Annotated in this window: 11 protein-coding genes; 7 read left to right on the top strand and 4 right to left on the bottom strand. The window is 28.8% G+C overall.

What is annotated here, in order from left to right; all coding sequences use genetic code 11:
• Positions 1-18 precede the first annotated feature (18 nt).
• A complete protein-coding gene (gene dpaL / locus ACY1IQ_RS19555; protein WP_461615566.1) occupies positions 19-1,230 on the bottom strand; it encodes a diaminopropionate ammonia-lyase in 1,212 nt (403 codons plus the stop codon).
• A 302-nt stretch (positions 1,231-1,532) separates the two neighbouring features.
• Complete coding sequence (locus ACY1IQ_RS19550) at positions 1,533-3,296, bottom strand: sigma-54 interaction domain-containing protein (protein WP_461615565.1); 1,764 nt, start codon at positions 3,294-3,296, stop codon at positions 1,533-1,535.
• Between the two features lie 544 nt (positions 3,297-3,840).
• Here ACY1IQ_RS19550 and yqeC point away from each other — a divergent pair.
• From yqeC to ACY1IQ_RS19520, 6 genes are all read left to right on the top strand, one after another.
• Positions 3,841-4,578: a selenium cofactor biosynthesis protein YqeC gene (gene yqeC, locus ACY1IQ_RS19545; protein ID WP_461615564.1), complete on the top strand. Its 738-nt coding sequence runs from the start codon at positions 3,841-3,843 to the stop codon at positions 4,576-4,578.
• Positions 4,579-4,592: 14 nt separating this feature from the next.
• Positions 4,593-5,174, top strand: coding sequence for a molybdenum cofactor cytidylyltransferase (mocA, locus tag ACY1IQ_RS19540; RefSeq protein ID WP_461615563.1), 582 nt, complete (start codon positions 4,593-4,595; stop codon positions 5,172-5,174).
• Positions 5,175-5,187: 13 nt separating this feature from the next.
• Positions 5,188-6,024, top strand: a complete 837-nt coding sequence (yqeB, locus tag ACY1IQ_RS19535; RefSeq protein WP_461615562.1) for a selenium-dependent molybdenum cofactor biosynthesis protein YqeB — start codon at positions 5,188-5,190, stop codon at positions 6,022-6,024.
• 136 nt (positions 6,025-6,160) lie between these two features.
• Positions 6,161-7,129 (top strand): FecCD family ABC transporter permease, encoded by a 969-nt coding sequence (locus ACY1IQ_RS19530; RefSeq protein WP_461615561.1) that lies wholly within the window; start codon positions 6,161-6,163, stop codon positions 7,127-7,129.
• Complete coding sequence (locus tag ACY1IQ_RS19525) at positions 7,126-7,914, top strand: ABC transporter ATP-binding protein (protein WP_461615560.1); 789 nt, start codon at positions 7,126-7,128, stop codon at positions 7,912-7,914. Before ACY1IQ_RS19530 ends, ACY1IQ_RS19525 begins: the two co-directional genes overlap by 4 nt.
• 26 nt (positions 7,915-7,940) lie before the next feature.
• Positions 7,941-8,981 (top strand): ABC transporter substrate-binding protein, encoded by a 1,041-nt coding sequence (locus tag ACY1IQ_RS19520; protein ID WP_461615559.1) that lies wholly within the window; start codon positions 7,941-7,943, stop codon positions 8,979-8,981.
• 656 nt (positions 8,982-9,637) lie between these two features.
• Here ACY1IQ_RS19520 and ACY1IQ_RS19515 read toward each other — a convergent pair.
• Both ACY1IQ_RS19515 and ACY1IQ_RS19510 read right to left on the bottom strand, forming a co-directional pair.
• Positions 9,638-10,873, bottom strand: coding sequence for a S41 family peptidase (locus tag ACY1IQ_RS19515; protein ID WP_461615558.1), 1,236 nt, complete (start codon positions 10,871-10,873; stop codon positions 9,638-9,640).
• 313 nt (positions 10,874-11,186) lie between these two features.
• The gene (locus ACY1IQ_RS19510) at positions 11,187-11,480 is read right to left on the bottom strand and encodes a hypothetical protein (RefSeq protein WP_461615557.1); all 294 of its coding nucleotides are present in this window, start codon (positions 11,478-11,480) and stop codon (positions 11,187-11,189) included.
• Between the two features lie 795 nt (positions 11,481-12,275).
• Here ACY1IQ_RS19510 and ACY1IQ_RS19505 point away from each other — a divergent pair.
• Entirely contained in the window at positions 12,276-13,643 is a 1,368-nt protein-coding gene (locus ACY1IQ_RS19505) for an alpha/beta hydrolase family protein (protein WP_461615556.1), read from the top strand.
• Positions 13,644-13,661 lie beyond the last annotated feature (18 nt).

Genomic DNA, 13,661 nt, shown 5'->3' with positions numbered 1-13,661 from the left:
TTATACCCCCATATTTTTTTATTTTGAATATTCTCCATTCCAAACAATTTGTCTATATTTATCTGGATCTGTGTCTCCTTCTGTACTAAATAATAGTATTCTAGAGTTTTCATCTAGTTTTAATTGTTCCCTTAATTCTTTCATATCATCTCTTGTCATTATTGCACTTATGAGTCCAGTTGTTACTGCTCCTGATTCTCCAGATATTACTCTTCTATCTTCCTTTACAGGATTTCCCAATATTCTCATACCATTAGCTGCAACCCAATTCGGACAAGATACAAAAGTTGAACTGTAAGATTTTAGTACTTCCCATCCTATAGTATTTGCTTCCCCACAAGCAAGTCCTGCCATTATAGTAGGCATATCTCCAGTTACTGCTCTTGCTTTTCCATCTCCAGCTATTGCTGATTCATATAAGCAAGCTGCCTCATCAGCTTCTACTACTACAGTTATTGGACATTCATCTTTAAATACTGAAGCAAAATATCCTTGAACAGCTCCTGCTAAAGAACCAACTCCAGCCTGTACAAATATATGTGTAGGTCTATCTACATTTAGCTCTTTTAATTGTTCTAGTGCTTCTGATGCCATAGTTCCATATCCTTGCATTATCCAAGTAGGAATCTCTTCATATCCTTCCCAAGCAGTATCTTGAACCACAACCCATCCATTTTTTTCTGCCCCAGAAGCTGCAAGTCTTACAGCATCATCATAATTCATGTCAGTTATAGAAGCCTCTGCCCCTTCTTTCCTTATATTTTCAAGCCTTATTAATGAAGATCCTTTTGGCATATATACTATTGATTTTTGTTTTAACTGTGCTGCAGTCCATGCTACTCCACGACCGTGATTTCCATCTGTAGCTGTAACAAATGTTATATCCCCAAGTTCCTTTTTTATTTCCTCTGATGTAAGTTTTTCATAGCTCAATTCTGAGATGTCTTTTCCTAATTTTTTTGCTAAGTATTTACCCATAGAAAAAGATCCACCTAATACTTTAAAAGCATTTAATCCAAAACGGTAAGATTCATCTTTTACATATACTCCACCTACACCTATATGCTTTGCTAAATTATCTAAATTTACTAAAGGAGTCTTAGTATATTGAGGAAAACTTTCATGAAAATGTCTAGCTTTTTTTATTTCTTCCTCTCCTAAAAAATCAACAGATGCTTTATTTTGTTTCTGCATCATAGTATTTTCTTTCCATTTTATTTTTTTACACATTGCTATTACCTCTTTTCTTTTTTTGCTTTTGAAAGATTTTTGCTTTCCGAAAATAACTATAAGCAATAGCCATGCCAATTTTTGTCTATTAATTTTTATTTATATATTTAACTTTCCTTTAAATAATGGATTTTGTCTAAATTATGAATACTTTATTTAAAAAAATACAAAGCTTATTAATAGCTTTGTATCTTCATATAATTTTAAAGTATATAATTTTATTATCAAAACAATAATTAGTTATCATTACGATAAAGCATGTGCTTTTATTGATTTATAATATAATATATATAAAAAAATTATTATTTTGATAACTCTTTTATCCCTTCTAATTTTCTATATAGAGTAGCTATACCTATTCCTAAATGCTTCGCTGCCAATTGTTTGCCTTTGGTATCATGACCATATATATCTAAAGCTTTTAGGATATATTCTTTTTCTATATCTTTTAAGGTCCTTATCTCTCCATCTATATAATTTCCATAAGAGTTAAAATTTTTATTCTCTACTATGTTTGGTGGAAGCATATCAACAGTCACTATCCCACTATCATCTGCCATATTTATCATGAATTCTACAGCGTTTTCTAACTCTCTTACATTTCCATACCATGGATAATTCGTTAAAATATTTAGACATTCTTTATCAATTTTATAAACAGACTTACCAAGTAATTCATTATATTTTTCTACTAACATATGCATAAGAAGTGCTATATCTTCTTTTCTCTCCCTTAAAGGTGGTATTTTTAATGGTATAACATTAAGTCTATAATATAAATCTTCTCTAAATTTATTTTCTTTTATAAGCTTTTTTAAATCTTTGTTAGTGGCTGCTATAACTCTTATATCTAAATCTATAAGTTGATTAGAACCTATTCTTACTAGCTTTCTTTCTTGAAGTACTCTTAATATTTTAACCTGAAGATCTAAAGGCATGTCCCCTATTTCGTCTAAAAATATTATTCCCTTATTTGCTAATTCAAACTTACCTACTCTTCCGTTTGGATCTGCTCCACTAAAAGCCCCTCTTACATATCCAAATAATTCACTTTCTAATAAAGCATCTGGTATAGCTCCACAGTTTATAGCTATAAAAGGATTAGTATTTTTATCACTTTCACAATGTATAGCTCTTGCAATTACTTCTTTTCCTGTACCACTTTCTCCAGTTATAAGAACGGTAGATCTTGAAGAAGCAATTTGTTTAATTCTATTTTTAAGCTCAAGCATAGCTTTTGACTTTCCAATAATATCTTCAACTTTTATAACTTCTCTTCCACCGCTAACTTTACATATCTTAGATTTTAAATGTTTTATTTCTTCAAATACAAATATTCTATCATAAGAAGATAGCACCGGAAAAACAGGTATAATTCTACCCATAAGTTGAAATCTTTCATCATTTATAATTATAGTATATACTTCGCCTCCAAGTATATATTCGCTAGTGGAAGAAATTGTTATTTTTTTATTTATATTGTTAGCAGTTAGCTTGAGTTGTTTCATAGCACTTACGTTCATATGAACTATTTCATTGTTTTTAGTGACTAAAACACCTTTATCTACACTGTCTATTATTTGATTTAATAATTCTACCATCATATTACTTCTTTCAAACTCAAGGTGTTCATATGATTTAGTGCTTATAAAATCTGATATTTGATCTAAAACCTGAATAAATGAGTCAAAATTTTCTATAAAGTGAGTTCTTTGACTTTCCTCTGAACATACAAGCCCTATTACTCCAATAATATCTTTATTCAAAATTATAGGAGTACAAACAAGCATTCTTTCTACACAATTATTTATATGATTACACTTTTTACAGAAAGAATGCTGTCCAGGATTTTTTATTATTTGTTTTTCCCCAGTTTTTATAACATGATCGTATACATATCCTTCCTTTGATATATCTTTGTTTACTTCATTCTTATAAATACCAGTGCCCGCTACTCTACACAAATTTTTATCTACAATCTCAACATCTACTTTAATTACATTTGAAATTATATTTGCATATTTAGCCACTGTGTCTTGAATCTCTAGTAATGTAGAACCCTTCATATTTATATCATTCCTTAAACATTAATTTATTTTTTCTACAATAAATTACAATAACTCCCACAAAGTAATTTTATCACAATTATATGAAAATTAAAATAAAATTTACTTCAAATCCTTATCAATAAGATAATTTTTCTAATAATTCATTGAAAATTTAGAATATATGCAATTTATCAATATTATAATAATTATCATTTTAATAATTATTATTTATATGTAAATAAATGCAAATTAATTGTTACCAACAATCATCTTATTTAATCTAATAAGAGTTAAATGAAAAAAGCTAGAGATTTCAATGCTTTAAAATTATGTCCATATATAATTTTTATTACTATATAGATATAATGTTTAAAATATGTAGTATATCCCATTTTAGACATATTTTTCAGAACTCTTGTATTATTCAAATGTTGATTTTTCAACATTTACCCTATAAAATCTTGTCGAATTTATACTAATTTATAGATAAGTAAATTATAAGATATTTTGGCATATTTATTGCTATAATATTTAAAAAATAAACTATATTAAAGAGGTAAATATGCTTATTTCAAATATATTAAATTTTAAAAAAGGATCTGTTTTATCAATAGTTGGAGCCGGTGGAAAAACTTCCCTAATGCTAAATTTATCAGAAGAACTAAGGTCTTGTAATAAGGTTTTGGTAACAACTACCACAAAGATATATCCTCCTGATAAAACGTCTTATGATTTTATATGTATTGGAGAAGAAAATTGCTCTATATATGATGATTATGAAGAAAATGGTATATATGTATATGGGAGTTTTATGAATGAAGATGATAAACTAATTGGTTTAAATAAAGAATTTTTGGATAACAAATTTAAATATTTTGACTATTCTATAATAGAAGCAGATGGTTCCAAAAGAAAACCTATTAAGGGATGGCGAGAAAATGAGCCAGTTATATGTAAAAATACCACTAAGACCATAGGAGTATTAGACATAACATGTATAGGTAAAATAATAAATGATATTAATGTTCATAGAGTAGACCATTTTATAAATATAAGTAATGGAAGTTTAGGGGAAAAAATATCTATATCAATGATAGCTTCATTAATAGTCCATCCTCTAGGACTTTTTAAAGATTCTGTAGGAGAAAAGATACTATTTATAAATAAAGTAGAAAATCAATATACTACTTTATTGGGACATGAGTTAATAAAATACTTACATTCAAACTCTAACTCATTTATAGATAAAATAATTATAGGAAGCTTAAAAGAAAAAAGATACGGTTTAGTATCTCTTTAAATTGGAGGTTTGCCATGGTAAATGCTGTAATAATGGCATCAGGCTATTCTACTAGAATGGGAAAAAATAAGTTATTACTCCCCTTTAGAGGAAAGCCTATAATTGAATATGTTATAGATGCAGTGCAAAAATGTACTTTTAATGAAATAATTCTAGTTGGTAAGGAAAAACAAATATTAGATATAGGTAAAAGTAAAAATATTTTAACTGTCTTAAATACAGAGCCCTATAAAGGACAAAGCCAGTCTATAAAACTAGGTATCTTAAATACGTGTGCATCAGATGGATATATGTTTTTTACTGGTGATCAACCATTAATAGATTCCTATACTATAAATTTATTATTAGATGCTTTTATGAAAAATAAAAATTCTATAATAGTACCTAGATACAAGACTAAGGCTGGTTCCCCTACTATATTCTCAACAAAATTCAAAGATCAATTACTTAATTTACAGGGAGATGTAGGGGGTAAGGCTATTATAAATAATCATCTTAGTGAAGTTTTGTTTATAGATTTAAAAAGTGATTATTCTTTATTAGATGTTGATACGGTAAAAGATTACGAATATATATTAACCAAAAATTTACAATGAGGATGGGGTAAATATGTATAAAAATGTTATAATTGTTAGGGGCGGCGGCGATTTAGCTTCTGGAACTATACATAAACTTCATAGGAGTGGTTTTAAAATATTAGTTTTAGAAACTTATTATCCTACTTCTATAAGAAGAAATGTATCTTATAGTGAAGCCATATATACTGGTAAAGTTACTATTGAAAATACTACTGCTATAAGAGTAAGCAGTTTTAATGAAATATTAAAATGCTGGCAAAATAATAAAATTCCTATCGCAGTAGATCCTCATGGTAAATTTATAGAAATGCTAAAACCTAGAATTTTAATAGACGCTATAATAGCAAAGAAAAACTTAGGTACAAAAATGAATATGGCAGAAATAACTATAGCTCTTGGACCTGGTTTTGAAGCTGGTAAAGATGTGCATGCTGTTATAGAAACCATGAGAGGTCATAATTTAGGAAGAGTTATATTAAAAGGAGAAGCCATGAAAAATACGGGTATCCCTGGGGAAATTGGAGGATATTCTAAAGAAAGGGTTATATACAGCCCAGTTAATGGAATTATTCAAAATGTAAGAGAAATCGGCGATTTTGTCTCCTCAGGTGAAGTTTTAGCCTATGTAGATAGTGTAGAAATTAAAACAGAAATAGGTGGATTGTTAAGAGGAATTATAAGAAATGGCAGCAAAATTGAAAAAGGGTTGAAAATAGCCGATGTAGACCCTAGATGTCATGAAATCAGAAATTGTTATACTATTTCTGATAAAGCACGAAATATTGCTGGTGGTGTACTAGAAGCTATTCTATATTTTACGAACAAAAATACAGAAGCTAATATTAAACTATGGGATAAAACATCTTAAGAAAAATTTATAAAATTATTGATAAAATTATGCTGCAGCTTTAAATGCTATAGCTTATGTTTTAAACTTTATTCTGTTAATTTTTTAACTATACTTGAAATGCTTCTATAGAAAATTTTAGAGATGAGTTGATTTTATGAAAAAAGTAAAAAAGTATTTACTATTTCCTATAGGTGCTATTTTAATTTTATTATCAATTTGCATAGGAAGATATTCTATATCCTTACATGACTTATACTCACTAAATGATAAAGCTATTGCTATATTTTTCAACTTACGTTTACCTAGAATTATAGCTGCCTTATTAGTTGGTGGAGCTTTGTCTACTGCTGGTGCCTCTTATCAGGGTATGTTTAAAAATCCTTTAGTATCTCCTGATATTTTAGGAGCATCTGCCGGTGCTAGCTTTGGTGTTGCTATAGGTATACTATTTTCTTTTAATGTTCATTTTATACAAATTCTAGCATTTATATTTGGTTTAATAGCAGTTATGCTCTCTTGGAGAATAAGCAGAAAAATTCCTCATCATGATCCAAGTTTAGTTTTAGTCTTATCCGGAATGTTGGTTCAAGGATTGTTTACATCTGCAGTGTCTCTTATAAAATATATATGCGATCCCTATGATAAACTTCCTGCTATAACCTTTTGGCTTATGGGTGGGCTATCTTCTATAACACTAAAAGATTTACAAGTTATGATAATACCTATAATTCTAGGATTAGTTCCTCTAATGTTGATAAGATGGAAAATTAACATATTGTCTTTTCCAGAAGATGAAGCAAAAACACTAGGAGTAAATACAAATAGAATAAGGATTATTGTAATAATATGTTCTACTTTACTTAGTGCTTCAATAGTTTCATATTGTGGAGTTATTGGATGGGTTGGACTGGTTATTCCACATTTAACTAGATCTATGTATGGACCAAATTATAAATCTTTACTACCAGCTTCTTTTTTTATAGGCAGTTTATATATGCTATTAGTAGATGATCTAGCTAGGTGTATGTTTGCTGTAGAGGTACCTCTTGGAATATTAACTTCTTTAATTGGAATACCATTTTTTGCTTATTTATTAATAAATGTAAAGAAGGGTTGGCTATGAAACTAGAAATTAAAAAAGCTTCCTTTGGATATGGTAATAACATACTTTTCAAAGATTTATCCTTTGGGTTGGAATCTGGTGAATTATTATGTGTACTTGGTCCTAATGGAGTAGGAAAAACTACTCTTTTTAAAACGATTCTAATGCTTTTAAAACTAAAATCTGGAGAGATATTAATAGATGATAAAAATATAAACACTTTTTCTACTAAAGAATTATATAAACATATCTCTTATGTACCCCAGGCACATACACCACCTTTTCCTTTTACAGTGATGGATGTAGTGTTAATGGGGCGTGCTGTTTACATAAAAGACTTTTCATCTCCAAGCAAAATAGATATAGAAATTGCAGCAAAATCTTTAGATATTTTAGAAATAGCTCATTTAAAGAATAAAATTTATACAGAATTAAGCGGTGGTGAAAGACAATTGGTGTTGATAGCAAGAGCTCTTGCTCAAGAGGCTTCCATAATAATAATGGATGAACCAACATCAAATCTTGACTATGGAAATCAGATAAAAGTTTTAGCATTGATAAAATCATTATGTATAAATAACAATCAAACTATACTTATGTCCTGTCACAATCCTAACCATGCTCTTTTGTACGGAAGTAAAGTTGCTATTATGAAAAAAGGAGGAGGATTTTCTTTTGGTGAGCCATCTGATGAAATCACTACTAAAGTTATAAAAGAAATTTATGGAGTAAATATAAGAATGGTAGAAATTAATATTAATGATAATCTTAAAAAAAATATATGCATCCCCTTTGATTTTAAATAAAACTAAAAGAAAGGAGTAATAATAACATGTTTAAAAAGCTTACAGGCCTATTACTATCTTTAATTCTAATATTTTCTTTTTATGGCTGTAGTCCAAAATCTACTCCTACTTTAAATAGCCATAAAACTATAACAGATCAAGCAGGAAGAGAAGTAGAAATACCGTCTAAAATAGAAAAAATATATTGTACAAGTCCCTTAGGTTCTGTATTTATTTATTCACTATGTCCTGAAAAACTAGCGGCATGGAATAATAAGCTTTCAGAAAAATCCTTAGAATACCTTATGCCAGAAACTAGCAAACTCCCTATAGCAGGTAGCCTACAAGGTAAGAAATCTGGCAATATAGAAGAAATAGCTAATCTAAAACCTGACATAGTAATATCTATGGGAGATATAAACGACTTAACTATATCTGGAGTAGAAAAATTTCAAAAACAATCTAATATTCCATTTATTCTTGTAGATGGAAAAATGGATAAATTACCTGAAGCCTACAGATTTGTTGGAAATTTATTAGATAAAAAAGATGAAGCTGAAAAACTAGCGCTATACTGCGAAAAAGTACTTAAAGAGTCAGAAGAAATTGTAAAAAATATTAAAGATAATGAAAAAGTAAAAGTTTATTATGCAGAAGGTCCTAAAGGATTAGAGACAGATCCTGAAGGTTCTCTTCATTCTGAAGTTATAAAATATGCTGGTGGAAAAAATGTAGCCGATTTCCCTGTAAAACATGGTGCCCGTAATACTGTATCTATGGAACAGATTATGTCATGGGAGCCGGATGTTATCGTTGCAGATTCAAATGTATTTAATGATAGTTCATGGGAACAACTTTCTGCAGTAAAGGAAAATAAAATATATATAATTCCATCACTGCCCTTTAGTTGGTTCGATAAACCACCATCAATTAACAGGTTACTGGGAATAAAATGGTTTCAATCCTGTCTATATCCAGATTTATATAAAGGAGATATAACTAAAGATACTAAAGAATTTTTCAAACTATTCTACCATAAAAATCTTTCTGACGAAGAAGCTAATAATCTTTTAAAAACAGGTATATGAATATAATAATCTTTATAAAACAATATCTAACATTCATGAAATCTATTAGAATATATAACTTATAAATTAATTTATGATAAGTTATTAAAAAACTATAACGTAAGAAAAATCGACAAAATAACTATAGGGTGCTATAAGCACCCTATAGTTATTTTACTAATTTTTTATTAATAAACATAGTTATATATAGATAAACTACTTTAAAAATTAATGCATAACCGAATATAACTACGCCCTTAAATATTTCAATTCACGATTCACAATGCAAAATTTACAATTAAGGTAGAAATTATTTTTAATCAAAATAATTTCTTTAATAGATTTTTTAACTAGCAATACAATTGCTAGTGTTTTATTGTAGGGGCAAACAGTATTCACTAGTTCTTTTTAATATGAGTTATAGTTTAATATTTATTCAATAATATATGGCGAATACTGTTCGCTGCTACGATTAATCAATTTTAAATTTCTCAGCTTTTGCTGAGAAATATCCACAATTGTAAATTGTGAACTATGAATTTTGAATTCGATAGTTTCAAATATAATACCAAAAATATCAATTATTTTCAGAGATAAATTAAATTTAGGAGTAGTATATCTATATATTCCTCTAAATAATTATAATTTTTTATCAAAATATAAAGCTTATATAGTTTTTACTTTAAAAGTTTTAATACCGTTTGTATTGCTTCGTCCTCATTAAAGTTTGCACCTATTTTTGCTGATACTTTTATATCTGGTACTGTTTTATGTTCAAAATTGCATGTACCATCTGAGGTGAGCCCCATCTCTTTTGTAAAGCGAAACACATAGCCACTATTTGGTAAGGTGCATACTGCTGGATCACTTCCAATGCCATCTCCACCTGTTGTCTCCCCTACTAAAGTAGCAAAGCCTGTACTTTTAGCAAAAACTGAAAATGCCTCAGCTGCAGAAAAAACACCACCATCAGTGAGTAAGTAAATCTTACCATTGAATCCTATAGAATTTTTAGGATTTAATATTATTCTAAACTCATCGTAGTACTTAAAATCTTTACTTAATTCTGGAGGTATATTTTTTAGCTTTCCTCCAGTAATATCAGAAATTGATCCCGAACCTCCATATCCTACTCCACGTCTAGACTCTAAAAATGCCTCTGTAAAATCTCCACCTCTAAATGCACTATAGTGAATGCATTCTACTTTGTTATTAATAAGCATTGGTACTATATTATTACTCCAATATCTAGTATCTCCTCCACCATTGCCCCTTATATCAATTATTAATCCTTTATAATCCTTAATAGACTCTAGAAAAGGTTTAATTGTCTTCATATCTTCTTCAATGTTAAATGTATTAAAAGAATGTATAGCTAAATATCCTATCTTCTCCTTTTCAAAAGTATGGGTTTTAATATTGTCTGCTATTATATTATTTTCTGAACCTTCAAATCTACCTTTAGATTCTGGAATATTTGAATATCTATTTATTGTCTTTGGATTATTCAATTGTTTTACCCATGCTTTGTTAAATTTTTTATTTCTTTCATAAATGTCTTTAGCATATGAATAAAACCATTTATCTAACATATTTGTATGTCCATTTTTAAGCTCAGATAATATACTATTTAACTCATTAAAATACGTGTCATCATTAGTAGTAGCTTTTATTCTATCAATGTATTCATCTTTTTGAGATAGCCAATTTATTCCATTTAATCTCTTATTTACTTCGAAATATGGATAATTCTCTTCAAGTATTGTATACATATACTCGAAATCCTCTAGCTTTTCCTCTTCAGTTAACTGCACATCATTAGTACTATTACTATTGGATGGCTTATATGCCATATATCCACAAGCAATAAATATAAATAAAATTATGGATATTATTGATAATCTTTTCTTCATGCCCATCCCCCCTCTCATCTTAGTAATAAATTTATTTATACCCCATTATGATAAAGTAATATATATGAAAATAATTTATATTTCTCGGCATCATATTTGAGGCTGTTAAATTCTCAATTTATAGTTCACTATTGAGTTATACTTCTCTTTCATTAAAAAATCTATTAAAGAAATTAATTTGTAAGAATTAATTTCAATCATAATTGTTAATTATTCATTCTCAATTCTCAATTGTTTAAAGTTCTAACTATGATACTAAAAGAATAATTATTTTCACAGGTATATTAATGTTATAACTTAAATGTATAGGTTTCTACTTATCTTTTTTATTCTTCCTACATAATGATAATCCTCCAAAGCCACTGATAATAGCTATATAAAATCCAAAGTCATACCACCATCCGGTGTTTACAGCTTCATAAACTCTAATATTCTTATCAACAATACCTATTATAAGTGAAATTGGTGCCAACCATCCATGCCAAATTCCAGAGAAAAACCCTGCTGGTTTTGCAATAGTAGCTGCTCCATCTCCAGGAATACAACCAGTAAACATAAATAAAGCTATAATAATTACAATACTTGATAATAAAAGTTTCTTTTTCATAAATGTCTCTCCTTAAAATTTCTAATTTAACTCCAAATTCTATTTATTATATTTATATTAATCTTTAAGGTAATGTATAACATAAGCTAGCTTCATTTCTAATGAGCTATTATTAAATTCACGTTAATATAGCTATTTATTCTGCTACTTGCCATAAAATTTATCTCCTACTCTATATTAAGTTTACTATTAGATCTTATATTATGTTTTATATATAGATACATTATCATAATTCAATAAATGCATATAGCATCCAACTACATTATGTAAGGATGCTATATTTAAAATTATATTTCTTTATAAATTTTAATACTTTTTAAACTACTTCACTGCTAAAATAACGCCAAACTCAAATTTACTATCTTCCATAGTTATAACTCATATTCTTAGGATTTTCCAACCTCTTAACTATAATTACTTTTATCTATGTATATTCCTTTCATCTCCTTGAACATTATCTATAAGTTCTATCAATCTTGAATATAAAATCCTTTAGAAAGTTACAGTTTTAAGTTCCAAATCTTTAATTTAACTTAAAATATTGCAAGCTTGATAAACTAAATGTAAGTTAAATCAATGGTTTAATGTCAGCATGGCATAATATAATGGTTATATGCTATCTAGCAGAGTAATCTAATACCAAAAGGAGATAATAATGAGACTTTTTGAATGGTTATTTTTCTTATCAAATGTAGTTCTGTTATGGTAATACTTTTTCTAAAAAATAGTAATCGTAGAATAGGGTTACTAATAACAAGCGGAATCAGCACCAGTTTTTTTGCTGTTCACCTGTTGGTGGAAGGATATAGAGTACAGCTTTTACTCCTATATTGCTTTACAATCTTGATGCTAATTGTCTCTGTTTATACTTATTTCAAAGCACCTTCCTATCGAACTAGTTCACGGCTAAAGTCAACTTTAATCAACATATTTGTTGTTGGAATACTAATCATAATAACAAGTCTTCTGTATGCTTTTCCTATATTTAAGCTACCTGAACCAACAGGTAAATATAAGGTAGGTACACAGACTTTTCATTTCTCAGATTCTAATAGAGATGAGATTTTTGATGAAGCTAAAGAAGGTAAAAGAGAATTCATGGTTCAAGTATGGTATCCTGCACAATATACGTCTCGGAGCCCTTCACCCTTTATAACTAATGTTTCAACGTTAAAGCCTATTTCCAAAAAGCTTGGACTTCCAGCCGTAGTTACCGAATATCTAAGTTATATTAAGAGTCATTCCTATAAAGATGCAGAAATTTCTACAGCATGCAATTCTTATTCTCTTATAATCTTAAACCATGGCTACACATCATCAAGAACTTTGCATACATCTCAAGCTGAAAATCTCGCTAGTCACGGTTATATAATGGCAGTTATAGACCATACCTATAGCACACTTGCAACTGTGTTTCCAGATGGGCGAATAACAACGAGTAAAACAGATGAATATTTTACAGCTAAAACAGATTATCAAACTACAATTGATTACCGCGACAAGATAGGAAAGGTTTGGACTGACGATGTTACCTTCACCCTTGATCAATTTGAAAGAATAAACTCTGGTCAATTTCATATCAAATTCAAAGGAAAAATAGACCTATCCCATATTGGCATATTAGGACATTCCATGGGCGGGGGTATGGCATATGACTCTTCTTATGATCCTAGGATTACAGCAGGAATAAATATGGATGGTGGGTTATATAACATCTACGATAGGGATGGTATAAATAAACCATTTATGTTTATATACTCAGAAAGCGGATTAGAAAACCTAAATAAGGTCATGCAAAATTACATTTACACAGATGAAGAACTGAAGTCAAAGGGAGTTAAAAGAGAAGAGATAGATAAACAAACAAAAGATAAGAAAGTTGAAATTGAGCACATCAAGAAAGTGGCTAATAACGATGGGCAAGTTATGTATATCGAAAATATGGAACATTATAATTTCGCTGACATACAATTCTTTACACCACTTCTCAAATTGTTTGGTGTAACAGGTAAAATTAGTCCACAAAGGGCTACATCTATTATAAACGTATATACACTCAATTTCTTTGACAAGTATTTAAAAAATAAAGACAGTAACTTCCTTGAAGTGCCAAATAACCAATATCCAGAAGTAAAATTTATCACTTCGTTATTCACCAAGTAGTATGGTACCTAGGAAATC

Source organism: Clostridium sp. Marseille-QA1073 (assembly GCF_054863625.1).
This window is presented reverse-complemented; position numbering and strand designations above follow the sequence as displayed.